34 protein-coding genes and 1 pseudogene are annotated in these 24,133 nt (G+C 52.8%); 30 read left to right on the plus strand and 5 right to left on the minus strand.

The window, feature by feature from the left end; all coding sequences use genetic code 11:
* Positions 1-86: 86 nt before the first annotated feature.
* Complete coding sequence (locus ACERJC_RS23895) at positions 87-713, minus strand: serine O-acetyltransferase (RefSeq protein ID WP_373672630.1); 627 nt, start codon at positions 711-713, stop codon at positions 87-89.
* A 692-nt stretch (positions 714-1,405) separates the two neighbouring features.
* On the opposite strand from ACERJC_RS23895, the gene ACERJC_RS23900 reads away from it, so the two are divergent.
* A complete protein-coding gene (locus ACERJC_RS23900) occupies positions 1,406-2,170 on the plus strand; it encodes a reverse transcriptase domain-containing protein (RefSeq protein ID WP_373672631.1) in 765 nt (254 codons plus the stop codon).
* Between the two features lie 269 nt (positions 2,171-2,439).
* Here the strand turns inward: ACERJC_RS23900 and ACERJC_RS23905 are convergent, their stop codons facing one another.
* Positions 2,440-3,456, minus strand: coding sequence for a phage integrase (locus ACERJC_RS23905; RefSeq protein WP_284905357.1), 1,017 nt, complete (start codon positions 3,454-3,456; stop codon positions 2,440-2,442).
* Positions 3,456-4,028, minus strand: a complete 573-nt coding sequence (locus ACERJC_RS23910) for a phage repressor protein CI (RefSeq protein ID WP_183082345.1) — start codon at positions 4,026-4,028, stop codon at positions 3,456-3,458. The genes ACERJC_RS23905 and ACERJC_RS23910 overlap by 1 nt, the downstream gene beginning before the upstream one ends.
* Before the next feature lie 140 nt (positions 4,029-4,168).
* On the opposite strand from ACERJC_RS23910, the gene ACERJC_RS23915 reads away from it, so the two are divergent.
* From ACERJC_RS23915 to ACERJC_RS23970, 12 genes and pseudogenes are all read left to right on the plus strand, one after another.
* Positions 4,169-4,432 carry a hypothetical protein gene (locus ACERJC_RS23915; protein ID WP_058655896.1) on the plus strand — a complete coding sequence of 88 codons (264 nt, stop codon included), beginning with the start codon at positions 4,169-4,171 and terminating at the stop codon, positions 4,430-4,432.
* 30 nt (positions 4,433-4,462) lie between these two features.
* Positions 4,463-4,972, plus strand: coding sequence for a phage regulatory CII family protein (locus tag ACERJC_RS23920; protein ID WP_373672632.1), 510 nt, complete (start codon positions 4,463-4,465; stop codon positions 4,970-4,972).
* 7 nt (positions 4,973-4,979) lie between these two features.
* The gene (locus ACERJC_RS23925) at positions 4,980-5,180 is read left to right on the plus strand and encodes a phage filamentation protein Fil family protein (protein WP_000920169.1); all 201 of its coding nucleotides are present in this window, start codon (positions 4,980-4,982) and stop codon (positions 5,178-5,180) included.
* Entirely contained in the window at positions 5,144-5,482 is a 339-nt protein-coding gene (locus ACERJC_RS23930) for a DUF5347 domain-containing protein (RefSeq protein WP_373672633.1), read from the plus strand. Before ACERJC_RS23925 ends, ACERJC_RS23930 begins: the two co-directional genes overlap by 37 nt.
* Before the next feature lie 67 nt (positions 5,483-5,549).
* A pseudogene (locus ACERJC_RS23935) lies at positions 5,550-5,778 on the plus strand (DUF2732 domain-containing protein).
* Positions 5,778-5,999 carry a TraR/DksA family transcriptional regulator gene (locus ACERJC_RS23940; RefSeq protein WP_000752598.1) on the plus strand — a complete coding sequence of 74 codons (222 nt, stop codon included), beginning with the start codon at positions 5,778-5,780 and terminating at the stop codon, positions 5,997-5,999. The pseudogene ACERJC_RS23935 and the gene ACERJC_RS23940 overlap by 1 nt, the downstream one beginning before the upstream one ends.
* On the plus strand, positions 6,000-6,278 hold the full coding sequence (locus tag ACERJC_RS23945; protein WP_373672634.1) for a DUF5405 family protein: 279 nt from the start codon (positions 6,000-6,002) through the stop codon (positions 6,276-6,278).
* Positions 6,271-7,275 (plus strand): phosphoadenosine phosphosulfate reductase domain-containing protein, encoded by a 1,005-nt coding sequence (locus ACERJC_RS23950; RefSeq protein WP_373672635.1) that lies wholly within the window; start codon positions 6,271-6,273, stop codon positions 7,273-7,275. Before ACERJC_RS23945 ends, ACERJC_RS23950 begins: the two co-directional genes overlap by 8 nt.
* A complete protein-coding gene (locus tag ACERJC_RS23955; RefSeq protein WP_373672636.1) occupies positions 7,272-9,491 on the plus strand; it encodes a replication endonuclease in 2,220 nt (739 codons plus the stop codon). Before ACERJC_RS23950 ends, ACERJC_RS23955 begins: the two co-directional genes overlap by 4 nt.
* 118 nt (positions 9,492-9,609) lie before the next feature.
* Positions 9,610-10,050: a DinI family protein gene (locus ACERJC_RS23960; protein WP_373672637.1), complete on the plus strand. Its 441-nt coding sequence runs from the start codon at positions 9,610-9,612 to the stop codon at positions 10,048-10,050.
* 82 nt (positions 10,051-10,132) lie between these two features.
* Positions 10,133-10,864: a hypothetical protein gene (locus tag ACERJC_RS23965; RefSeq protein WP_373672638.1), complete on the plus strand. Its 732-nt coding sequence runs from the start codon at positions 10,133-10,135 to the stop codon at positions 10,862-10,864.
* Between the two features lie 98 nt (positions 10,865-10,962).
* A complete protein-coding gene (locus ACERJC_RS23970) occupies positions 10,963-11,511 on the plus strand; it encodes a hypothetical protein (protein ID WP_373672639.1) in 549 nt (182 codons plus the stop codon).
* Between the two features lie 339 nt (positions 11,512-11,850).
* On the opposite strand, the gene ACERJC_RS23975 is transcribed toward ACERJC_RS23970, so the two are convergent.
* Both ACERJC_RS23975 and ACERJC_RS23980 read right to left on the minus strand, forming a co-directional pair.
* Positions 11,851-12,897 (minus strand): phage portal protein, encoded by a 1,047-nt coding sequence (locus tag ACERJC_RS23975; protein WP_373672640.1) that lies wholly within the window; start codon positions 12,895-12,897, stop codon positions 11,851-11,853.
* Between the two features lies 1 nt (position 12,898).
* Entirely contained in the window at positions 12,899-14,668 is a 1,770-nt protein-coding gene (locus ACERJC_RS23980) for a terminase ATPase subunit family protein (RefSeq protein WP_373672641.1), read from the minus strand.
* Positions 14,669-14,833: 165 nt separating this feature from the next.
* Between ACERJC_RS23980 and ACERJC_RS23985 the strand changes: the two genes are divergently transcribed.
* The 17 genes from ACERJC_RS23985 to ACERJC_RS24065 all read left to right on the plus strand — a co-directional run.
* Positions 14,834-15,688 carry a GPO family capsid scaffolding protein gene (locus ACERJC_RS23985; protein WP_271374624.1) on the plus strand — a complete coding sequence of 285 codons (855 nt, stop codon included), beginning with the start codon at positions 14,834-14,836 and terminating at the stop codon, positions 15,686-15,688.
* A 75-nt stretch (positions 15,689-15,763) separates the two neighbouring features.
* Complete coding sequence (locus tag ACERJC_RS23990; protein ID WP_373672642.1) at positions 15,764-16,831, plus strand: phage major capsid protein, P2 family; 1,068 nt, start codon at positions 15,764-15,766, stop codon at positions 16,829-16,831.
* Between the two features lie 4 nt (positions 16,832-16,835).
* Positions 16,836-17,585: a phage terminase small subunit gene (locus tag ACERJC_RS23995; protein WP_373672643.1), complete on the plus strand. Its 750-nt coding sequence runs from the start codon at positions 16,836-16,838 to the stop codon at positions 17,583-17,585.
* A 93-nt stretch (positions 17,586-17,678) separates the two neighbouring features.
* Positions 17,679-18,188 carry a head completion/stabilization protein gene (locus ACERJC_RS24000; RefSeq protein ID WP_373672644.1) on the plus strand — a complete coding sequence of 170 codons (510 nt, stop codon included), beginning with the start codon at positions 17,679-17,681 and terminating at the stop codon, positions 18,186-18,188.
* On the plus strand, positions 18,188-18,391 hold the full coding sequence (locus ACERJC_RS24005; RefSeq protein ID WP_373672645.1) for a tail protein X: 204 nt from the start codon (positions 18,188-18,190) through the stop codon (positions 18,389-18,391). Before ACERJC_RS24000 ends, ACERJC_RS24005 begins: the two co-directional genes overlap by 1 nt.
* The gene (locus ACERJC_RS24010) at positions 18,382-18,603 is read left to right on the plus strand and encodes a phage holin family protein (RefSeq protein ID WP_001437784.1); all 222 of its coding nucleotides are present in this window, start codon (positions 18,382-18,384) and stop codon (positions 18,601-18,603) included. Before ACERJC_RS24005 ends, ACERJC_RS24010 begins: the two co-directional genes overlap by 10 nt.
* The gene (locus tag ACERJC_RS24015) at positions 18,587-19,099 is read left to right on the plus strand and encodes a lysozyme (RefSeq protein WP_373672646.1); all 513 of its coding nucleotides are present in this window, start codon (positions 18,587-18,589) and stop codon (positions 19,097-19,099) included. The genes ACERJC_RS24010 and ACERJC_RS24015 overlap by 17 nt, the downstream gene beginning before the upstream one ends.
* The gene (locus tag ACERJC_RS24020; RefSeq protein WP_319766412.1) at positions 19,096-19,527 is read left to right on the plus strand and encodes a DNZ54_00345 family protein; all 432 of its coding nucleotides are present in this window, start codon (positions 19,096-19,098) and stop codon (positions 19,525-19,527) included. Before ACERJC_RS24015 ends, ACERJC_RS24020 begins: the two co-directional genes overlap by 4 nt.
* Entirely contained in the window at positions 19,527-19,937 is a 411-nt protein-coding gene (lysB, locus tag ACERJC_RS24025; RefSeq protein ID WP_373672651.1) for an Rz-like lysis system protein LysB, read from the plus strand. The genes ACERJC_RS24020 and lysB overlap by 1 nt, the downstream gene beginning before the upstream one ends.
* A complete protein-coding gene (gene lysC / locus ACERJC_RS24030; protein ID WP_234662287.1) occupies positions 19,840-20,082 on the plus strand; it encodes an Rz1-like lysis system protein LysC in 243 nt (80 codons plus the stop codon). The genes lysB and lysC overlap by 98 nt, the downstream gene beginning before the upstream one ends.
* Complete coding sequence (locus ACERJC_RS24035; RefSeq protein ID WP_042325379.1) at positions 20,045-20,512, plus strand: phage tail protein; 468 nt, start codon at positions 20,045-20,047, stop codon at positions 20,510-20,512. The genes lysC and ACERJC_RS24035 overlap by 38 nt, the downstream gene beginning before the upstream one ends.
* Positions 20,505-20,954: a phage virion morphogenesis protein gene (locus ACERJC_RS24040; protein WP_218792077.1), complete on the plus strand. Its 450-nt coding sequence runs from the start codon at positions 20,505-20,507 to the stop codon at positions 20,952-20,954. The genes ACERJC_RS24035 and ACERJC_RS24040 overlap by 8 nt, the downstream gene beginning before the upstream one ends.
* Positions 20,955-21,022: 68 nt before the next feature.
* A complete protein-coding gene (locus ACERJC_RS24045) occupies positions 21,023-21,658 on the plus strand; it encodes a phage baseplate assembly protein V (protein ID WP_218792076.1) in 636 nt (211 codons plus the stop codon).
* A complete protein-coding gene (locus ACERJC_RS24050; protein WP_073001368.1) occupies positions 21,655-22,002 on the plus strand; it encodes a GPW/gp25 family protein in 348 nt (115 codons plus the stop codon). Before ACERJC_RS24045 ends, ACERJC_RS24050 begins: the two co-directional genes overlap by 4 nt.
* 6 nt (positions 22,003-22,008) lie before the next feature.
* Positions 22,009-22,917 carry a baseplate assembly protein gene (locus tag ACERJC_RS24055; RefSeq protein ID WP_000246676.1) on the plus strand — a complete coding sequence of 303 codons (909 nt, stop codon included), beginning with the start codon at positions 22,009-22,011 and terminating at the stop codon, positions 22,915-22,917.
* Positions 22,910-23,518: a phage tail protein I gene (locus tag ACERJC_RS24060; RefSeq protein ID WP_373672647.1), complete on the plus strand. Its 609-nt coding sequence runs from the start codon at positions 22,910-22,912 to the stop codon at positions 23,516-23,518. Before ACERJC_RS24055 ends, ACERJC_RS24060 begins: the two co-directional genes overlap by 8 nt.
* Positions 23,515-24,133 (plus strand): phage tail protein (locus tag ACERJC_RS24065; RefSeq protein WP_373672648.1); only part of this gene is annotated, 619 nt, incomplete at its 3' end. The genes ACERJC_RS24060 and ACERJC_RS24065, both read left to right, overlap by 4 nt.

Genomic DNA, 24,133 nt, shown 5'->3' on the forward strand with positions numbered 1-24,133 from the left:
TCATAGAGAGAAGCCCGCTTGTAAGTGCTGGCGCGGGCTGCACGTAAATTTATGAAATCTTCACAACTGAAATTTGTTCAGCGAAATTACAGCACTGCTTCTGCGGAACGGGACGCTTCTTTTGTAGCATTGCCAGTGACAAAAGGCTGCTTTTCCTGATATTCCGGCTGCGGTAGTTTGGATGTATACACCGGCGTGATCTTATTTTTATAAACGGTGTTGCTGGGGATGTTCTGAAGCACCAGTGAATGCGCCCCAATGGTGACATTGTTTCCGATCGTAACCTTGCCGCCCAGAATGGACGAGTTACAGCCAATATCAACGTGATCACCAATGACTATCATCGCGTCGGCACTGTCGGTGCGTAACCCTATGGTGATGCCTTGCTTCAGATCGGCAAAATCACCAATCACGCAATTATCAGTAATAACAATGCCGTTCAGATGAGCAATGTTTAAACCCTTGCCGATTTTGCAGGACAGAGAAACATCAACGCTGTGCCGGTACTTGAGGCGGTTTTCAATCCTGCGGGCAATGCGCTTTTTGAACTTACTATTCTGGCCATAGAGCCATGAAGCAATACGCCACCAGAACAGGAAGTGTTTCTTCTGGTTGCGTCGGGTACGAAGTAACGCTTTACGCCACGAAAAGACTTTGTCATGGCCAATGACTTCAAGGCGGATGCATTCTTTAAGATGGTCGTAGGAAGTCATGATTAGTCATCCTGACAAGAAAGAAGGAATTTTAAATTAATATACTTGATAGACAATGGTTTTGTTAAAAACTGAAGTACGGAATCCATGTCCGACATTTTTTCAACACTGATATTTTGATTGTATTTTATACAGCCTTGAAGTTGTAGCTAAGATTTGATCGCATAACTATCTGAAAAATATAAAATAGTTTCGTTGTAAATAAAGGTGATTTTTAGATATAGCTACAACCCAATCTATAAATAGTACATTCCCGAAACAGTTAAGATATAACGTAACGGGATAGGAAAGGCATAGCTGAAAAAATGATTCAGGATTTTGGGAAGGCGGTGTATTCTCTTCTTTCCTGACGTTAGCCGGTTCTCCGGCCACTCTGTACACTCGTCGTATACGACATGTGGGTATCCTTGGGTCTCTTTGGGTATCCCTGGATATCCTAGGTATCCCTGGGTATCCTTGGATTCTCGGATCATTCGTTATTTAGTTTGGGCTATGCGCTTGCGCTAAGATGCGTCAGGATAGTGCAGAGGGAACAAACATGAAGAAAAGTCTGTTTGGCTTAGTGAAGTGGCTCGCGAGGGTTAAATTAGCTCTCGAGTTTCTCAACGAGTTAATCGCTTTCGTTGAGAAAGTATACAGCTACATTCACGTAGCCCTTAACTACGACTGCTTATGTTGGGATAAATTTCCTGATGGAAACATGGAAGCATAAATACCTTCTGAAGGAAAACAAGTGGGTTCATATCCCTTCTGAAGAAATGATTAAATATGGTTCAAGTCTGCATAAATATATAAAAAGAAATTGGAAATTTCCATTATATTATTATCATTTAAGAAATGGTGGGCATGTTGCTGCTGCTAAGTTACATAAGAGTAATGATTTCTTCTGTTTAATTGATATTAAAGGTTTTTTTGAATCGACATCGCAAAGTCGAGTGACTCGTGAACTAAAGAAAATTATACCGTATGACAAGGCGAGGCATATCGCAAAGCTTTCAACAGTTCGACTTCCGAATTCTGTTAAACATAAATTTGCTGTTCCGTATGGCTATCCGCAATCCCCTGTTCTAGCCACTCTCTGTTTACAAAACTCTTACGCTGGGACTGTTATAGATTCTTTTTACAAGTCAGGAATTGTCACAGTTTCAGTCTATATGGACGATATTATCCTTTCTTCAAAGGATCTTGCCACCCTAAATCAGCATTTCGAGATACTCTGCGAGGCGCTAAGAAAGTCTCGCTATGAACTTAATTTTTCAAAAACTCAAAATCCAGCCACAAAAATTTCTGTTTTCAATCTTGAACTAGGTCATCGGCATCTAAAAGTTGAGTCAGAAAGGATGGTTCTCTTCATACAAGCCTTTGCTAAAACACGTAACAAGCATGAAAAAAAATCCATTGCTAAATACGTCCATACCGTCAATCCAGACCAAGCTGAGAGACACTTTCCGAAGTGACACACTTCACCTGCCCGCAGGCTTAATCATTTAGGTGTGACCAAGTGCGACACATTTGCGACATTCGCAAAGTTAAGAACAAAAAGGCCACTCGCGAGAGTGGCCTAACTTTATGTATTTACTGCTTAAATTTGGTGGCCCCTGCTGGACTTGAACCAGCGACCAAGCGATTATGAGTTCCTACCGGAACAACCGAAAATCAATAGTTTGCGTTATTAAACATTGACTTAGTTTGCCAATGTTTGCCAGCATTTGCCAATGTTTGCCATTTACACCGCCATTTTATCGCCACTCGTCGCCAGTGGATTGAGTTTTACGGCATCCTCTAAATGGTCAGGGGCAAAGTGAGCATATCGCATCGTCATTTTTATGTCGGTATGGCCGAGTACGCGCTGCAAGACCAAAATATTACCACCATTCATCATAAAGTGGCTGGCGAAGGTGTGGCGCAAAACGTGGGTAAGCTGTCCTGCCGGTAGTTCGATGCCTGTTCTTTCCAGAGCTGACCGGAACGCGCCATAACAATCACTAAACAACCGGCCTTTTTTATCATCAGGCAGAGACTCATAGAGTTCTTTGCTGATTGGGACGGTGCGGTTTTTTCTGCCTTTCGTGTTGGTGTATGTGATTTTGTATTTCGCGAGCTGGCTTTTTCTCAGACTCTCAGCCTCAGACCACCGTGCGCCAGTGGCGAGACAGATTCTTACCACGGTTTCTAAATCAGGGTGGTCATGTCTTTTACACTCTCCGAGCAGTTGCGAAATCTGGTCGTGAGTTAGCCAAGCCATTTCCATTTCTTCTGTGCGGAATGGGCGCATATTTTTCAGTGGGTTCTCACCCTTCCATTCTCCGAGGCGATTTAGCTCATTGAATACCGCCCGGAAGTAGGCCAGCTCAAGATTAAGCGTGCGAGGCGATACCTCTTTCACCCTGTTTGAACGGGCATACTCACCTTTTAACCGTTTTTCTCGGTAGCGGGAAAACATCTGCGCATCGAAATCGCGTGCGAGTGGTTCGCCCATACAATCAAAAGCATGGTGCATGGCTAACTGACGTTTCAAGCCGTCTTTCAGCGTAATGCCATGAGCGCTATACCATGAATCAACCAGTTCTTTTAACGTACGCCTGTCTTCCTGTTCTTCCTGCCACGGGTTTTGAACGGTGTACTGTTCAAATGCCAGTGCCTCGCCTTTAGTGGCGAATTTCTTTCTGATACGTTTGCCTTTTGCACCGTTTGGGTAGAGCTCACAAATCCAGCCGCCAGCCGGATTTTTACGGACAGTCATCAATTAACCTCGCTGTATACACCCACTACACGGCCAATCGTTTTTATCTCATCAATCCCACATTCGAACGGTACTTTGCCGCCTGCCACATGCAACCTTTTACCGGGTAGAACCGTTAATTCACGGAGGCTGATTGCACCCTCAACATCAACAATCCAGAGCCCGTCAGCCAGAGGCGCATCTTTCTCAGCGATGTAGCTTTTGCTCTCGCTTCTAACACAGATGGCACTTTTCAAAGGTTTTTCGAAAAGCTCAGGGTCGATATTCAAAACTCCAGTTTTAGTGAGTCTTCCTTCACTTAATGTGAATGATTGGAGCTCGTAAGACGATTTTGAGCTTTCATCAGATTTTTGCGGTCCCGTTCCCGTCAGGATCCATTGGATATTGACGCCAGTCTCAAGGGCGCAGAATGCGGCGAAATCATAAGAGACGTTACCGCGCGTATAGCGGTTTTGTAGCGTGCTGGCTGCGATATTGAAATGGTTTGCGAGCTGAATTTTCTGTGTGAACCCGTAGACCTGACAAATTCTGTCTAATACTTCCTCGTTTGAAATTTGGCTTTCAAAGTCCATAAATCGCATTCTCATATTGACCAATGCGAAAAATCGCATTAGGATTCGATTGTTGGTGGCAATTGGTGGCAATTGGTGGCAAACATTGGCAAACGTTGGCAACCATATGGCAAATATTGGCAAAGAGGAAATGATGCAACATGGCTTCCGAAATCGCAATCTTCAAAATTCCAGCCCCAGTGGTTTCTCTGCAGCAGTTCGCAGAGCTTGAGGGGGTTTCAGAGCGTACCGCTTACCGTTGGACAACTGGAGATAATCCATGTGTACCAATCGAACCTCGCAAAATCCGTAAAGGCTGCAAAAAGGCGGGAGGCCCTGTTCGCATTTATTACGCACGATGGAAAGAAGAGCAGTTGCGTAAGGTGTTGGGTCATTCCCGATTTCAACTTGTCATAGGTGCCTAATTCACTTTATGTGAATTATAAGGATGCAACATGTTTGATTTTCAGATTTCCAAACATTCCCACTATGACGAAGCGTGCCGCGCTTTCGCGCAGCGTCATAACATGGCGAAACTGGCCGAGCGTGCGGGTATGAACGTTCAAACGTTACGTAACAAGCTCAACCCGGAACAGCCTCACCAGTTTACGCCGCCTGAATTGTGGCTGCTGACTGACCTGACCGAAGACTCAACCCTTGTTGATGGTTTTCTGGCGCAGATTCATTGCCTGCCATGCGTGCCGGTTAATGAGCTGGCTAAAGACAAATTGCAGTCTTATGTCATGCGAGCGATGAGTGAACTCGGCGAGCTGGCGAGCGGTGCGGTCTCTGATGAGCGCCTGACCTCTACCCGTAAGCACAACATGATTGAAAGCGTTAACGCTGGCATTCGCATGTTGTCGTTGTCGGCGCTGGCGCTGCATGCGCGTCTGCAGACTAATCCCGCTATGACGAGCGTGGTCGATACCATGAGCGGTATTGGCGCGTCATTCGGTCTGATTTGAGGTGCGTATGCTGAAAAGTGAACCATCATTCGCGTCTCTGCTCGTCAAGCAAAGCCCCGGCATGCACTACGGCCACGGCTGGATCGCAGGTAAGGACGGCAAGCGCTGGCACCCGAGCCGCTCACAGGCTGATTTACTGGCTGGCCTCTCTACTCAAAAGCAGGGGGAATCATGGCTATCGAAGCTGTTTCCGCGACTGTTCCGCTGAAAGCGGGTGAACGTCTGGCCGGTCTCAATCATGTAGCTGAATTGCGCGCGAGATATTGGGGCGATAGCTGGAAAGAGGTCGAGCGTTTTGTCGATGATATGCGCGATAAACGCGATCCACAATTTGCAGAAAATAATCGGGCGCTGGCCGCTATCTTCTTTCTGGCAAAAATACCGGCGGCTCGTCATGAGCTCGAATTAAGTGAGCTGACTACTGACGAGAAAAAGGCGCTTATTACAGCGATGAATCATTTTCGTGCAGTGGTGAGTTTATTTCCCAAACGGCTAACCATGCCGAATTAATCAAAACAGAAATTTAATGGCGTAAACCCGCCGGGCTTCTTATTGCCCGAAATCAGGAGAGTTAATTATGCGTAATACCGAAATCCGTAGTTTTAACACTGATAGTGATGCGCTGGCCGTATTGCTGACCAATGCAAAAAAAAGAGGAGCGTAAAGACCGCGCGCTCGCTGTTTCAATCCGTCTTGAGGCGCTGGCTATCCATATCACCAAAGAGGGCATGAGCGGCACCGAAGCTGCCGAACTGCTGCGCCGTGAAGCAACCCGCTTTGAGAATGAATCACAGGAGCTGCACTAATGGCCGACGCAATGGATTTTGCACAACAGCGTGAGCAGGAAGACCGCGAGCGCCACATCAACAACGCGCGCAGCCGTATCGCTGCGCCCTCTCGTTTCCTCTGCGAAGAATGTGACGCACCAATCCCGGAAGCGCGCCGCATTGCGATTCCGGGCGTGGCCTTTTGCGTGACCTGCCAGCAAATTGCCGAGCTCAAATCAAAACATTACAGGGGCGTATAAATGGGTATTCGTATAGAAGTCGGCGACAAATGGGTTATTACAAGCGACCAATATCAATTCATCCTGAATGAAAAGAAAGTTGTTAAGTCAGGTAATAAAGCTGGCGAGGAATGGCTCGATACTATCGGCTATTACCCAAAGATTAACCAACTTATTTCCGGTCTGGTTCATCACCACATTCAAACTGCAACGATTAATTCTCTTAGTGAAATGGCTGCGGAAATAGAAAAACTATCTTTTATCTGTAAAAACGCATTTAAGGCGGTGAAAAATGATTGATTCCCGCTGCTTTGCCGAAAGTACGATAAATATTGTTTCTGTTTCAGGTGGCAAAGACAGCCTTGCTGACTGGCTACTCGCCATCGAGGCAGGGATTGCGCATATGCCAGCGCTTGCGGATACCGGGCATGAGCACCCTCAAACAATGGAATATCTGGAATATCTGGAATCAAAACTCGGGAAAATAACCCGAGTGAAAGCCGATTTTTCGCGACAAATTGAAGGGAAGCGCAAGTTTATTTCTGAAAAATGGCCGGTGTCGTTAGTTGAAGAGTGCGGAATGTCTCACGATGAAGCGGCGGAACGTATAGCCCGCGCACTGGAAATTCTTCACCCGACCGGAAATCCTTTTCTTGATTTATGTATGTGGAAGGGGCGATTTCCAAGCACTAAGGCAAGATTCTGCACCTTTGACCTTAAGCATGAGCCCATTCGCACTCAGATTGTATTGCCTGCACTGGAGGAATACGACGAGGTAATAAGCTGGCAGGGGGTTCGTGCTCAGGAGTCACCAGCTCGCGCAGCTTTACCTATGTGGGAGGAGGATGCAGATAATACCCCCGGTTTGCATGTATACCGCCCAATTCTTAACTGGACACATGAGGACGTATTTGCCTTAGCCAAAAGACACGGCATTAAACCGAACCCACTCTATCAGCAAGGATGTAGCCGCGTTGGCTGCATGCCATGTATTCATGCAAGAAAATCTGAGCTGGCCGAGATTTTTGCTCGCTGGCCGGAGGAGATTGCGCGCGTTGCTGAGTGGGAACGTCTTGTTGCTGCCTGCCCCCGCCGTGGGAATTCAACATTTTTTCCTTCGACTCACGACCCAAGACGCGCAGAAAAGCGCATTGAGGTCATTACCGTAGAAGATTATGGGATAGCTTCATATCGTGACTGGGCGATGACTACGCGCGGCGGTTCTCAGTTCGATTTACTCGCTATTACAAACGACAAAACTGTGTGCAGTAGCGTTTATGCCGGTGTATGTGAATGACGGGCGTCGTTTACGCTTTTCCGTGGAATGCCCCACGGTCGGCAATCGCCAGCCCATATCTTACCTATGAGCAACAGTATCGCCGCGACCGTATGTTCGCGGCTTTGCTGCATGCGAGAAAAGTTCTTTCTCTCCAGCCCGAGTGCGTGCGCTTTGACGTCTATCGCACCGCTGCGGTGCTGGAGCAAAATCAGGGTAGTCAACGAGCCAATGCTTTTTTAATCAGCTTCTGTAAAAAGGCATTGCCACGTCTTGAACTGGTGGCAAAAAAATATGAGTGTGCAGGTATCAACAGCAACGTATCAGCCGCTGTTTTCGGTGGTCATTTTGATACCGAACTTATGCAATATCTGGCATCACGCATGGTCAATATGGTCGCCAGATATAATCGCCTCCCGGATATGTCGCGCGCCGATATTGAGCTGCTGGCCGCTGATATCGCTAATTTCATTCGCGCTGAACTGGCTGACATTGATGACACCGGATTTAGCGAGCTTAAAACGCTGTACACCTGGTATATGCGCGCCGGTATTATTTCCCTGCAATTCAATGTTACCCCGCCACATTGGGAACGAGTAACAAAGAAATATGTCGGCGAGGATGAAATTGCCCCGGCTATCACTCGCATGTTTAACGAGGTGTGGTGGCGTGGTCGTCTGCGTCGCATTGCGGCTGCATGGCGCGAACATCTGCAAATTGCTGTCGGCAATGTCAGCAAGAAAAAGCACGCCTACGCGAGTAAAAACTGCGTCACCGACTGGCGCGAGCAGAAACGCCGCACGCGTGAGTTTCTCAAAGGTCTGGATCTCGAAGACGAAGACGGCAACCGCATCAGTCTGATTGAAAAATATGACGGCTCGGTCGCTAACCCTGCGATACGCCGCTGCGAGCTGATGACCCGCATCCGTGGGTTTGAAAATATCTGCAATGAGCTCGGTTATGTCGGGGAGTTTTACACCCTGACTGCACCGTCTAAATATCACGCCACCACCAAAGCAGGCTACCGTAACAGCAAATGGAACGGTGCCAGCCCGTCGGACTCGCAGAGTTATCTCACCGGCCTTTGGGCGCGCATCCGTGCCAAGCTGCACCGGGAAGAAATCCGCATTTTCGGCATCCGTGTTGCCGAGCCTCATCACGACGGAACGCCTCACTGGCACATGCTTATGTTCATGTTGCCGGAAGACGTCGAGCGCGTGCGCCTCATCATTCGCGATTATGCGTGGGAGGAAGACCGTCACGAACTGAGAAGCGATAAGGCCAAAAAGGCGCGCTTTCATGCCGAGGCCATTGACCCGGAAAAGGGCAGCGCTACCGGCTATGTTGCTAAATACATTTCGAAAAATATCGACGGCTATGCTCTCGATGGTGAAACCGATGACGAAAGCGGTGAGCTGCTGAAAGAGACAGCCCCCGCCGTTTCAGCATGGGCGGCACGCTGGCACATCCGTCAGTTTCAGTTTATCGGCGGCGCGCCGGTGACGGTCTACCGTGAATTGCGCCGTCTCGCTGACACCGAGACCGCACATGGTCTGAGCGTTGAGTTTGCAGCCGTCCATGATGCCGCTGACGCCGGTGACTGGGCTGGTTATGTTAATGCGCAGGGTGGGCCGTTTGTCCGTCGCGATGATTTACAAGTACGCACGCTTTATGAGCCTCGCACCGAGCTTAATCAGTATGGCGAGGAAACTGTCTGTATTCGTGGCGTGTACGATTCCGCCGTCGGCGCTGACACCCCGATTTTAACCCGGCTCACGCAATGGAAAATTGTGCCGAAGCGTGCCGTTGATTTGGCCGTTGACGTTAAGGGCGCTCCTGCGCCCTCTCGGAGTTCTGTCAATAACTGTACGGGAAGCGAAAGCGATCCACCGATACTGGATTTAACAAAACCGCTTAGTCGGCGTGAAAGACGAGAGTTGACCAACCGACTAAGGAAGCAAAAGCCAGCAACACGGCGAAAATTTATCCACGGAACGGATGAGCAAAACGCAGCTATAGCGAAAACTATTGACGAGATACATCTGACAACCGGCATCACAATCAGCCGGGGCGAAGCGCTGCACCTGATGGCCGGTGGTAAAAGTTGTTTTGATGGCAAATGGCTACGCGGAACGTCCAAAGGAGCAATATTTTCCGCAGCGCCATCGCATCAGGCTAGAGCCAGGAAAATCCTTAATCGTGTTGCGGCTTTAGCTGAACAGGCAACGAAAATGTAACCGCTAATATTCATCCATATCATGTACATACAATGTATTTAACTGTGATTTTTTGCTTCACACCTTTTGCCAATACGTGCTACTGTATGTTTATACAGTATCTCGTGGTGGAGGTTGTGTGGATAGAGAGCTAAACGAGCACGTTATGATTGAGCGGGTCGAAATGATTGCGCGTCTGACGGCTGAAGGTACTTGTCAGGAAAGAGACCGTGAAATAGCATTGAATCTAATAGCGGAAATAGCAAGAGGCAACCTAATGAAAAACAATAACTTTTCTGTTGTTTTTTCCGCACCGCCTGTTGATGAAACATTTGCAAAGGAGGGCAAAGTGAAAGTAAATATCACGTTGGATAAAGACCAAAAAATAGGCCAGCCGGTAATTGATGCCTTTCAATGCGAATTGACCAGGCGAATACAGTCTGTATTCCCGTCAACGCGCGTTACGGTTAAAAAGGGAACCATGACCGGTGTCGAGCTGATGGGGTTCGATAAAGATTCAGACCGCGAAGCGCTGGATAGTATCCTTCAGGAAGTGTGGGAAGATGAGAGCTGGCGTTAATCCCTGAAAAATGTGCAACCATCTACCCCATGTTTGATAGCATGGGGTTGTTTTGTATGGGGATTACACACAAAGGAAAATCATGGATACCTTAATAGCATTTTTATCTCTGGCTCTCTTTATTGCTTTTATCGTGGGGTTAATCAAGCCGTCGCTGGTTCGAATGCCGAACCGTAAGCGCTCTAGTGCGGTTTACCTTGGTGGCTGTCTGGCGCTGGGCGTTATTGGCTCAATCTTATGGCCGACTGAAAAAATTCAGCCTGTGGCAAAAACTGACGTGCCGGCGGTTAAAGCGGAACCGGCTACGCCAACGTTTGAGTACGCAGATAAAACCCTCAAAGAATATCGCAACGAGCCAAAAGAAACCCGGCACGATATCGTTAAAGGCTATGTGGGTTTCAAAGGTGTATCGGCCAGCTCTGCTGATGCCTTTTATGCCTGTATGAGTGAGTACACTTTTACTAAAGATGATGCGTTAAAGCTCGGTGATGTGTTGGGTTGGTGTTTCAACGACTTCGAGAAGGATCCACAATCTCTGAATAATAAAATCAACCTTGACGCATTTCAGGGGAATTTTAGCGGTTGGGATGGCTCTTATCGCCCGTTAGAGAAGCTGATAAAAGCCAGCATGAATGATGATTCCTCTTATAAACACGTTTCAACGGTCTACCACCTGATTTTGAATAAAGACCCGCATGCCGTTGTAAAAACAACGTTTCGCGGCACTAATGCCTATGGCGGCGTGGTCAAACAGACCGTAGCGGCGCGCGTCAACGTGCGAACGGGTGAGGTTGATTCGATACTCGACAATTAAGCATGACAAACGCCGCCGGTGCTGAAACTCGCTTTCAGTGCTGGCGGGGTTGAACAACGAGCCACGCGAGGCGTTAGATAAATAAAATGAGGACTGATATGTCAAAATTTAAAGAACTATGTTCAGCATATAATGATTTCAGAGACCAACTGGCAGATACGAGAAGTAACGCATTCGATATGTCAAATAGGGTTGCTTTTTACTATAAGCAGTATCTTGGGATTGATAATGAAGAAGCATTCAAGCTAACTCCTTTAGAGGGGCAAGTGCGAAATGGGGTGAAGTACAGTCCTGCTGGTGCTACTCATTTGGGTGATGATGGTTTTTGGCACTTAGGTATTGAATTAACAGTTTATAGAAATGCAAATACATATCCGCAGCAACCATTTAAGGTCAGCTTCAAATTCATTAGAAATGAAGATGGTAGTTATCTTCTGGATGTTGATGGTTTAAATGCTGCATCTATTATTACAGATGTTACTAATGCGGCGCAATATCACCCTGTATTTGACAAAATACAGGAGAATATACTGGATTATTTTAATGAAAACCTAAAGTTTCTTAAGGGTAAACATAAAAAAATGTCATCAATAGGTTTTATTCAAAACGACCTAGCGACGACTATCAATAACGAAAATAATGGTTAACAAAAATACATAGAAAGCCATGCATGCTATAGGTGCATGGTTTTGCATGCGCCGGGGGGGCCAGTTCTGATTGTGTGCCGCCAGAGCTGGCGCGGATCCAGAGTGGTCATGCAACTGCATTAAAACCGCCCCATAAAGCGGGCAGGCGTGGCGGGGAAAGCATTGCGCGCCAGAGGTGGTGCGCAATAATAAAAATTACCGTCTGAGCGCGTCGTGATGGCGCTGTCGTGGTCGCTGTCGGTTCGTTGGTGGTCTGGTGTGGTCGTGCTCGCGTGGCGAGTCTGAGGCGTGATGGTGGCGGGGTATGAAAAAGCCGCCATGCTGGCGGCTTGAGGGGGATTATTCCGGGTTGTCGAGGGTGTACTCTTTGAACCTGATGACCTCAATGCCGAGCCAGTCGTTTACCTCCCTGAACCTGTCCTGTAGCGGTGACAGCTCATTGCGCACAAATACCTTTGCAACCTTCTCGACGTCACCGAGTGAGCCGATATTCTCGGGCTTGCCTCCCATAAGCTGGAACGGTACGCGGTGCGCGTCCATCAGGTCGGCGTCGCTGGCTTTCTTGATGTTGAAAAAGTCATCCTTTGTGGCGACCTCGCTCAGTGGCACGATTTTAATGCCGTCCGGTTTTCCGCCGGGAGCGTAGAAAAACAGGTTCTTAAAGTTGCCGAGCCCTTTTGAGTTGCGCATCGCCTCGCGCAGCGATTCGACGTCGGTCGCGCTCTGCGCCGGGTCGGTCACATACATGATGTAACCCGCGTGCGCGCCGTTCTGATAATACTTGCGGCGGAACAGCGTCGCGGATTCATTCAGCCAGGCGGAATTAAGCGCGCTGAGGTATTCGGGCAGACCGTAAATCTCCTGATTAATGTCGGGCTCCAGCAGGTGAAACACGGTATCAGGCGCGAACTCATGCGGCAGAGTGAAGTTTTCCACAAACCAGAAAATCGAGTCGTCGACCCCGCGCCGGGTGTATTTGGCCGGTGAGGCCAGCAGCTTGATTAACTGGCCGGTGACGCTGTGGCGTTGCTCAAGAAAGGCGTTGCCGAATACCAGATAGTCGAGCGCAAAGCGGCTGAAATCCTGACGGGACAGCAGCGGGTGCGGAATGTAGGTGCTCGCGAGCACGTTGCGCTTAACGTAAATCGGTGAGCTGTGATGTACGGCAGAGCGCAGGCTCTTTGCCAGCCCGGAGAAGCTGACCGGCGGCTCGTACCATTTGCCGTTACTGATGCACTCGACGTAATCCAGAATGTCGCGCTTATCGAGTACCGGCACCGGCTCGCCGAAGGTGAATGCTGTCGTTTTTGGCGGTGCGCTGGCGGTCAGTTGTTGTGGCTTGCTGGCCTTCTGCGCAGCGGCTTTACGGGATTTTTGTTTACCCATTTTAGTTGAACTCCAGAATAGATTTAGGCTGCATGCCGCTACCGGCAGAAAGCGGTTCGTTTAACAGGGCGTGCATGGTCGCCCATGCGATATCGGCGTGACTGGCTTCCTCGGTGCGGCTGGCCTCGTAGGTGGCGCTGCGCCCGCTGCTGGTCATGGTTTTGCGGATGGACATAAACGACTGCGTGACGTCGGTCGCCCCGGCGTCGTACTCCAGACAGCCACGGCGAATGGTGTCTTTTGCCTTGAGTACCATCGCGGTTTTCATCTCAGGTGTGTAACGGATGCCGCGTGCCGCCGGGTAGAATGAGCGCACCAACTGGAACACGCCGAGACCGAGGCCGGTTGCGTCAATGCCGATGTATTCGACGTTGTATTTCTCGGTCAGTTTGCGGATGCCCTCGGCCTGCGCGGCAAAGTCCATGCCTTTCCACTGGTGACGCTCCAGCATGCGGAACTTGCCACCCGAGACCACCGGCGGCGCGAGCACGACGCACCCGGCGCTGTCGCCGGTGTGTGACGGGTCGTAGCCAATCCAGACAGGACGAGAGCCGAACGGATGGTCGGCGAACGGGGCAAAGTCCTCCCATTCCTCCATCACATCGACCATGCAGCGCTGCAACTCCTCGAACGGGAATACCGACGCTTTATCGTCGACAAACTCGCACATAAACAGGTTCTTAAAGTCCTCATCACTGTTTTCGCGTTTGAGCTGGTCGAGGTCGAACAGGGTGCAGCCACCCGCAAGGGCGTCCTCAATGGTGACAATCTGCCGCCATTGTCCATCATCGCAGAGCTGGCCACCGGCGAGCGCGCTGTGACTGATATCGATTTCGATGCGGTCGGCAATACGGCTGCGCCCCTTGTTGAACAGCTCGCCAGACCAGAAGGGGTAAGCGCCGTGCGCCAGCGTGGAAGGTGTCGAAAAGTAGGTTGAGCGCAGGTGCTTTTGCGAGGCCATGCCCGAGGCAACTTTTCGCAACCTCAGAAAATTCGGGATCCAGAATATTTCATCGACCAACAGGTCGCCGTTGTGGCTCTGCGCGGTGTTGGAATTGGTGCCGAGATAAATCAGCTTTGCGCCGTTATTACCGAGCACAATGGGGTCACCGGTCAGGTCGACGTCGACCAGTCGCGCAAACTGAATGATGTATTCGCGGAACACGTAAGCCTGCGTTTTACTGGCTGATAAAAAAATCTGATTGTGGCCGGTCTTGAGCGCACGTAGCAGCGCCTCACGCGCAAAGTAGAATGTCGCGCCAATCTGGCGGGATTTGAGAATATTGCGAATACGGTGCTCCAGCCCTGCGCGATACCACTGCAACTGGTACTCGAAAGACTGGTCGAAGAAAATTTCTTCAAGTTTTGCGATAGCCTCGTCGCTGAAAAAGTTCTTTTTCGGCTTCTTACGCTCGCCCTTGTTACGGTTGGCGACATTGGGGTTAAGGTCGACCTCGTTGCCGGTCTGGCTGTAGCGGTTAACGCGCGCCAGTCGCTCAATCTGTCGCCCGAGCAGGTCAATCTCTTTGAAGTCGCCGCCTGACTTTTGCGGCTTGGCGATGAGCTGAATCAGTCTGGCCTCAAGACTGCTTTCGACGCGGGAAATCGGTGCGATGCCGTCCCAGCCGTCGCGCTGCTTCCAGCTCTGCACGGTCGGGCGCTTGACCTGCAGCATTTCGGCAATCTGTGGCACGGAAAAGCCCTGCCAGTAAAGCAGCGATGCCTGCCGTCGCGGGTCATGCAACAAGGTTGTATCGGTGGAAATGGTCATTGATGCCTCGCCGTAGTGGATTCAGGGCAAGGCTACTTAATGGCCGTCAGTGATTCGCTAAAGTGCTGTTGTGTGGGCGGTTATCCAGTCGTCATTGGTGGTCTGGCGTGTCCTGAGTCTGGAAACTGGCGTTGACCAGTAACCCCAACCTCAGGACTCCTGACAATGGCAAAAAAAGTCTCAAAATTCTTTCGCATCGGCGTCGAGGGTGACACCTGCGACGGCCGCATTATCAGCGGTAACGATATTCAGGAAATGGCCGAATCGTTTGACCCCCGCGTCTATGGTTGCCGCATTAACCTTGAGCATATTCGCGGTCTCTTCCCCGATGGTGACTTCAAACGCTTAGGCGATGTGGTTGAGCTGAAAGCCGAAAAGATTGACGACGATTCTGCGCTTAACGGCAAATGGGCGTTGTTCGCCAGAATCACCCCGACCGATGACCTGATTGCGATGAATAAAAAATTGCAGAAGGTCTACACCTCAATGGAAATTCAGCCGAATTTTGCCAATACCGGCAAATGCTACCTCGTCGGCCTTGCGGTCACCGATGACCCGGCGAGCCTAGGCACCGAATACCTCGAATTCTGCCGCAACGCGAAGCACAACCCTTTGCAGCGCTTTAAGGCCAACCCTGAAAACGTCTTTTCCGCTGCCACGCTGGCCGAACTGGAGTTTGAAGATGTTCCCGACACGGTGCTCAACAGCCTGGCCGATAAGGTGAAAGCCATTTTCAGCCGTAAGCAGGTCAGCGACGATGCGCGCCTGAATGATGTGCATGAAGCGGTGACCACCGTCAGCGAGCATGTGCAGACCAATCTGACCGCGCAGGATAAACGCCTTTCCGATATGGAAACCGCGTTTGCCACTTTCAAACAGGAACTGACCGGCAAGGTTGAAGAAACCAGCCAGGCATTTTCCGCCCTGAAAACCACCCTCGACAAAACCGAAAGTTTCAGCCAGCCGCGACGCACAAAAGCCAGCGGCGGTGGCGGCGATGAGCTGCTGACCGACTGCTGATAAACCGCAGACCGAAACCGGGCGGTAACCCCGCCCGATGCTGTGACTAACCGATTAATTCAAACAGGAAATACTATGCGTCAGGAAACCCGTTTTAAGTTCAATGCCTATCTGACCCAGCTCGCCAAACTGAACGGCATCAGCGTTGATGACGTCAGCAAAAAATTCACCGTTGAGCCGTCCGTCACTCAAACGCTGATGAACACCGTGCAGGCGTCATCCGCATTCTTGCAGACGATTAACATTCTGCCGGTCGCAGAAATGAAGGGCGAGAAAATCGGCGTCGGTGTGACCGGCACTATCGCCAGCACGACCGACACCTCGGGCGACAAAGAGCGCCAGACCGCAGATTTCACCGCGCTTGAGTCCAACAAGTACGAGTGCAATCAGATTAACTTTGACTTCCACCTGACCTATAAACGCCTCGACCTGTGGGCGCGTTTTCAGGACTTCCAGCGCCGCATCCGCGACGCCATTGTCCAGCGTCAGGCACTGGATTTCATCATGGCCGGGTTCAACGGTACCAAACGCGCTGATACCTCAGACCGCAGCAAAAACCCGATGCTGCAGGATGTGGCCGTCGGCTGGCTGCAGAAGTACCGCAACGAAGCCCCGGCGCGCGTGATGAGCAAAATCACCGCCGAGGACGGTACCGTTATTTCTGACGTGATTCGTGTTGGCAAAAACGGCGACTATGAGAACCTCGACGCGCTGGTGATGGACGGTACCAACACCCTGATTGACGAGATTTATCAGGATGACCCGAAACTCGTTGCCATCATTGGCCGTAAGCTGCTGGCTGACAAATATTTCCCACTGGTCAACAAACAGCAGGAAAACACCGAGTCGCTCGCGGCGGATATCATCATCAGCCAGAAGCGCATCGGCAACCTGCCAGCCGTGCGCGTGCCGTACTTCCCGGCGAATGCGGTATTCGTGACCACGCTGGAAAACCTCTCTATCTACTTCATGGATGAGAGCCACCGCCGCAGCATTGATGAGAACCCGAAAAAAGACCGCGTGGAAAACTACGAGTCGATGAACATCGACTATGTGGTCGAGGCGTATGCCGCCGGGTGTTTGCTGGAAAACATCACCCTGGGCGATTTCACCGCACCTGCAGCACCGGAAAGCGGAGAGTAAGCCTATGACGAGCCCCGCACAGCGTCACATGATGCGGGTCTCGGCCTCTCAAGCCGCGCAGCGGGAAAAAGCCCCGCTGCGCCACGCAACCGCCTATGAGCAGATGCTGGTAAAGCTGGCCGATGACCGTCGCACGTTGAAAACCATCCGTTCAAACGAACTGAAAGCCGCGAAGAAGCGCGAGCTGCTGCCGTTCTACGCGCCGTGGGTCGCCGGTGTGCTGGCTGAAGGCCGTGGCGCACAGGATGACATTCTGATGACCGTCATGCTGTGGCGACTCGATGCCGGTGACGTTGCTGGCGCGCTGGAGATTGCGCCCTACGCGCTGAAATACGGCCTCACCTCTGACCATCGCCGCACCACGCCTTACATGCTGGTTGAGGAGGTGGCGCTTGCCGCGCTGCGCCTGCGCGATGCTGGTGAGCCTGTCGACCTCGCATTACTGCTGACCACCCTCAGCCTGACCGACGGTGCTGACGTTCCCGATATGGTGCGCGCTCGTCTGCATAAGGTGACTGGCCTGACCCTGCGCGATGCCGGTCAGGACGCCGAAGCGCTGGCGCAGTTTCAGCGCGCAATGCAGCTCGACCGCAATGCCGGTGTGCGCAAAGAGATTGAGCGACTGGAGCGGGCATTGAAACCTAAGCCCGATGCCGCGCCCCGTAAAACGACTAAACCGCGCACGCGCAAACCTGCCACCAAACCGGCGGCAAAGCGCGGGCGTCCACCAAAGGCGGCAAAAACCGCCGGTTAACTGAACGCTCCCCGAGCCGGGCGGCACGCCGGTCAAAGCGGGTTTTGACCCTGACGGCGACCGGCGTCCACCGCCCAACCTAATGAGGTTGTCATGACGACAGTAATACTGAATCAGCCCGACGAACCGCAGGACGTACTGGGCGTGGTGATTCCCGCACCGGAGACGGGCGACGCAGTGATTAAAAACACGTTCTTTTTCCCTGATGTGGATCCGAAGCGGGTGCGCGAGCTGATGCGCCTTGAGCAGACGGTTTCCGATGCGCGCTTGCGCAACGCCATCAAGACCGGCATGGCGGAAACCAATGCGGAGCTTTACGACTACCGGCTGCGCCAGATTGCCGCAGGGTTTAAGACACTGGCCGACGTGCCTGACGCCGAGGAAATCGACGGCGAGAATGTGCGCATTTTCCACTACCTCAGCGCCGTGACGGCGATGGCGACCGCCACCCTGTATGAGCGTTATCGCGGGGTTGAGGCCACCGGAAAGGGTGACAAAAAAGCCGACAGCGTCGAAACCACCATTGATGACCTGTGGCGGGATATGCGCTGGTCGGTCTCGCGCCTGCAGGACAAGCCGCGCTGCATCGTGGGTCAGCTCTGATGAAAGTCTACGCGATGCAGGGCGACACCCTCGACGCGCTTTGCGCCCGGTATTACGGGCGCACTGAGGGAGTGGTCGAGGCGGTGCTGAAGGCTAATCCAGGTCTGTCTGAGCTGGGTGTCATTCTGCCGCATGGCACGGCGATTGACCTGCCAGACGTTGAAACATCACCCACGGCGGAGACCCTGAACCTATGGGACTGAGTATGGAAAAAATCACCACGTTTATCGCCTACTGGCTGGCCGTGGGGCTGGCGTATTTCGGGGCAATGTCGCCCGAAAAGCTGGCGCTGTATGTGGGTAGTCTGTGCGCCATTTTTACGGCGGCGGTGAATTTCTGGTACCGGCGTAAAACCTTTCGCTATCTGACCGAAATGGGAATCGACAAAGGGGTGACCCGTGAGCTCAATCGTTAAACGTTGCAGTGTGGCCGTAGTGCTGGCGCTGGCAGCACTGATGCCTGATTTTCGTCTGCTGAATACCTCGCCTGACGGTCTGGCGCTGATTGCCGACCTCGAAGGGTGTCGCCTGACACCTTACCAGTGCAGCGCGGGCGTGTGGACGTCAGGCATCGGCCACACTGCCGGGGTGGTACCGAAACGCGATATCACCGAGCGCGAAGCGGCGGCAAATCTGGTCGCCGACGTGCTGAACACCGAGCGCCGTCTCGCAGTCTGCGTGCCGGTCACCATGCCGCAGCCGGTTTACGACGCACTGGTCAGTTTCTCTTTTAACGTCGGCACCGGCGCGGCCTGTCGCTCGACGCTGGTTTCTTACATCAAGCGTCATCAGTGGTGGCAGGCATGCGACCAGCTTACCCGCTGGGTGTATGTCAATGGCACTAAAAACAAAGGGCTGGAAAACCGCCGCGCGCGGGAACTGGCGTATTGCATGAAAGGAGTATCTCAATGAAAAAATATTTACGTTCCCTGATGTTCGATGCCCTGCTGGCACTGGTCCTGCTTTGGGGGCTGGTATCGCCGCAAAGCGCAGCCATTAATTTTGTGGCCGCATGGGCGCTATTCGGCTGTTTTGTCTGCATTACGGCGAGCCTCGCCGGTGTGGTCGCCTATGAGCACTGGCTGCGAAATACGGGCAAAAGTATTCCCGTCAATCCCGAGCTAATGAAGGTATTCCGCATCGTCTTTTGTCGCAAACCCTCGCAGGCGCGCCACGCATGGTCTCTCATTATTTTTTCTGCTACCACGGGCTGTCTGCTTGGGGCTGGCTGGATCCTTACGGCTCTGATTTACCTGATTTGTGTGCTGACCTTTAAGGCCGTTCGCGAGACTTACCGCCAGCGCATTGAGGGGGCTGGTCTGTGTCCAGAGTCATTGTGATGTTTCTGGCCTCTGCGCTGGTGATGACTGTGATCGGGCTGCTGTGGTTGCGCCATGAGAACGGCAATTTATCCCGCTCTTTTGAGTCGGCAAACCGCGTCGCGAGCGAACAAAAGACGACGATTGGCATGCTTAAAAATCAGCTCAGTGTTGCCGGTCAGCTTGCCAGACGTAATGAATCCGCACAGGTGGAACTACGCGAGCAGCTCGCAAAGGCAAGCGCAGAGGCCAGCCGCCGTGAACAGACGATAACGAGGTTACTTAATGAAAATGAAGCCTTTCGCCGCTGGTATAACGCTGCTCTGCCTGACGTTGTGCGTCGGCTGCACACCCGCGCCGCCTGCGCCAGCGCCGGTGATTGTGGTCAGCGGATGCCCGAGGGTGAGCCTTTGCCCGATGCCGGGAAGTGACCCGAAAACCAATGGTGACCTGAGCGCAGATATCCGCCGCCTTGAGGGCGCGCTGACCGCCTGCGCGCTGCAGGTCAAAACCGTCAAACACTGTCAGGATGAACTCGATGCAGAAGCACAAAAGCCTGCGCAAAGCGCTGATTAACGCCGTGCCGCAGCTCAGAAACAACCCCGATATGCTGCGCCTGTTTGCCGACAACGGCCATACCGATTCCCGGCTGGCGAGCTCGCTGTCGTTTGAAAAGGTGTACGTGCTTAACGTGGTGGTGACCGACTTTACCGGCGACCTCGATTTGATATTCGTGCCGGTGCAGGCGTGGCTGCGTGAACATCAGCCGGACATTATGACCACCGACGACGGTCGGGAAAAAGGATTCACCTGGATTATTGATATCAACAACGACGATTCGCTCGATATCAGTATCAGCCTGAGGCTCACCGAGCGCACGCTCGTCAAAGAGGTCGACGGTGCGCTGCATGTCAGCTATGCCCCAGAGCCGCCGCTGCCTGAGCTGGTAACGCGCCCGGTTGCTATGTATGCAAACGGTGAGTTAGTGAGTCAGTGGGATGAGTGAATTAACCGCGCTGCAGGAACGTCTTGCCGGTCTGATTGCCAGCCTGTCACCGGCGGCGCGTCGGCAAATGGCGGCTGAGATTGCGAAAAAACTGCGTACCAGTCAACAGCAGCGCATCAAGCGCCAGCAGGCACCCGACGGCACCCCGTATGCGGCACGAAAGCGCCAGCCTGTGCGGAGCAAGAAAGGCCGAATTAAGCGCGAAATGTTCGCCAGACTGCGCACCAACCGCTTTATGAAAGCCAAAGGCAGCGACAGTGCGGCGGTGGTGGAGTTTACCGGCAAGGTACAGCGCATGGCGTGGGTGCATCAGCTCGGCCTCAAAGACCGGCCAAACCGCAACAGCCGGGATGTACAGTACGAGGCGCGCCCGTTGCTCGGGTTCACCCGCGACGATGAGCAGATGATTGAAGACGTCATTATCAGGCACCTCGGCAAATAAATATTGTGTGAACCACCACCGGAGCCGCGCGAATTGGCGCGACGCCAGACCAGAGGCATCCTTGCACTATGAATACGTTATCCACGATACAGGAGCTCGCGCGCGCGATTCGCAACCTCATCCGCTCAGGTGTGGTGACTGAGGTTGATACCGTGCAGGGGCTGTGCCGCGTACAAAGCGGCGGGATCCAGACTACTTGGCTGAACTGGCTGACCACCCGCGCTGGTCGCTCGCGGACGTGGTGGGCTCCCTCGGTTGGTGAGCAGGTTCTGCTGCTGGCAATCGGTGGCGAGCTTGATACCGCTTTCGTACTGCCGGGGATTTTCTCCGACGATAACCCCGCCCCGTCGGCCTCGGCGGATGCGTGGCATGTGGCTTTTCCTGATGGTGCGGTCATTGAGTACGAGCCAGAGACCGGCTCGCTGACGGTCACCGGCATCAAAACTGCCGATGTGACGGCATCAGAGTCCATCACCGCAACCGTGCCGTTGGTACAGGTGAAAGCCTCGACCAGTATCACCCTCGACACCCCGGAGGTGATTTGCACCAATAAGCTGACGACGGCGACGCTTGAGGTGCAAAAGGGCGGCACGATGAAAGGCAACATCGAGCATACCGGCGGGTCACTGTCATCTAATGGCAAGGTGCTCCACACCCATGAACACCCCGGCGACAGCGGTGGGCAAACGGGGGCACCGATATGACAGCGCGTTATCAGGGTATGAACCGAAATACCGGCCTCGGCATCAGCGACACCGAGCACATCAGCCAGAGCATGCGCGATATTCTGCTGACGCCGGTCGGCTCGCGGGTGATGCGTCGTGAATATGGCTCGCTTCTGTCGGCGCTGATTGATATGCCGCAAAACCCGGCGCTCAGGCTGCAAATTATGGTGGCGTGCTATTCGGCTATCCAGAAGTGGGAGCCTCGCATCAGGCTTACATCCATCAGCTTTGAGACCGGCGACGCTGGCGAAATGTATGTCGATATTACCGGGATGCGTACCGATACTGGTGCGTCAGTTTCAACCACTGTTTCACTGAGTTAAATCACTATGGCAACTGTTGACCTGAGTCAGTTACCCGTTCCCGACGTGGTTGAGGAACTGGACTATGAAACCATCCTTGCGGAACGCATTGCGACGCTGATTTCGCTCTATCCCGAAGACCAGCAAGAGGCCATTGCCCGGACGCTCACACTTGAGTCGGAGCCAATTGTTAAGCTGCTGCAGGAAAACGCCTACCGTGAAGTTATCTGGCGTCAGCGGGTGAACGAAGCCGCGCAGGCGGTAACGCTGGCATATTCTGCCGGTAACGACCTCGACGTCGTGGCCGGGAACAACAATACCGAACGCCTGACCATCACCCCGGCGGATGACACCACCATCCCGCCGACACCTGCCGTTATGGAATCTGATACTGACCTGCGACTGCGCACGCAACAGGCGTTTGAGGGGTTGAGCGTGGCGGGTCCGGTCGGCGCATATGAGTATCACGGTCGCAGCGCCGACGGGCGGGTCGCTGACGTCTCAGTCGCAAGTCCGTCGCCAGCCTGCGTGACGATTACCGTGCTATCGCGCGAGGGTGACGGCACTGCCAGCCCTGAACTACTGGCGATTGTTGATAAAGCGCTGAATGCCGAAGATGTGCGCCCGGTGGCCGACAGGGTGACCGTCCAGTCAGCCGAGATTGTGCCGTACCAGATTGACGCGACGCTCTACGTTTACCCCGGTCCCGAATCTGAACCCATCAGGCAGGCATCAGAGCAGAAGCTGCAGAGCTACATCAGTGCGCAGCACCGCCTCGGGCGTGATATCCGTCTGTCAGCCATTTATGCGGCGCTGCATGTTGAGGGGGTGCAGCGCGTCGAGCTGGCATCACCGCAGGCCGACATAGTGCTGAGTAAATCGCAGGCGTCGAACTGTACCGAGTACCAGATAACTATTGGGGGCTCGGATGAGTGACAGGCTGTTACCCGTTGGCTCGTCGCCGCTGGAAGTTGCCGCCGCTGCCGCACTCTCTGAGATTCAGCGCGTGCCGGTACCGTTGCGCACCCTGTGGAACTGGCGTACCTGCCCGGTAAACCTGCTGCCGTATCTGGCGTGGGCGCTGTCGGTCGACAGGTGGGATGAGAAGTGGCCGGAGGCGACAAAGCGAAGCGTCTGCGCATCCTCGTTTTTCGTCCATCAGCACAAAGGCACCATCAGCGCATTGCGCCGGGTGGTTGAGCCGCTCGGCTTTCTGATTGAGGTGCGCGAGTGGTGGCAGCTCGACGAGGAGCCCGGCACATTTCGCCTCGTTGTCGGTGTGCTCGACAGTGGCATCACTGACGAAATGTATCAGGAACTTGAGCGCCTGATTGAAGATGCCAAACCGGCAAGTCGTCACCTGACCGGGCTGGCTATCAGCCTGAGTTCAACCGGCGAGCTGCATGTCGGCGCGGGATGTTACGACGGCGACGCGCTGACCGTTTACCCCTACACCCCCGAGGAAATTGTCGTCGGCGGTGAATATTACCCGGCCTCGGCCATCCATTTGATTGATAACCTGAGAGTGAACGCATGACCGCAAAATATTTTGCCATTCTGACCAATCAGGGCGCGGCACGGCTGGCGAACGCGGCGGCACTCGGTACTAAGCTGAACCTGACGCAGATGGCGGTCGGTGACGCGAATGGTACATTGCCGACCCCAGACCCGGCGCAGACGAAGCTCATCAACCAGAAGCGCATCGCGCCGCTGAACCTGCTGACCGTTGACCCGGACAATACCAGCCAGATTATCGCAGAACAGATTATTCCCGAGAATGAGGGCGGTTTCTGGATCCGCGAGATTGGTCTCTACGATGACGACGGCATCCTGATTGCCGTGGCGAACTGCCCGGAGACCTACAAGCCGCAACTGCAGGAGGGAAGCGGCCGCACGCAAACCATTCGCATGATTCTGATTGTGTCGAGCACATCGGCAATCACCCTGAAAATCGACCCGTCGGTTGTGCTGGCAACTCGTAAGTATGTCGACGATAAGGTTATCGAGGTAAAAGCCTATTCTGATGACCTGATGGAAAAGCATGTCAATGCTGACAATCCGCATACGCAATACCCGCTGATTGCGAACGCACTAAAAGAAATGGCCGACGCCGGATTGGTTGCCGAGGTTCTCAAAAACCTTGGTTTGGGAG

Source organism: Citrobacter telavivensis, assembly GCF_041807075.1.
In the GTDB taxonomy this organism is placed as follows: domain Bacteria; phylum Pseudomonadota; class Gammaproteobacteria; order Enterobacterales; family Enterobacteriaceae; genus Citrobacter_A; species Citrobacter_A telavivensis.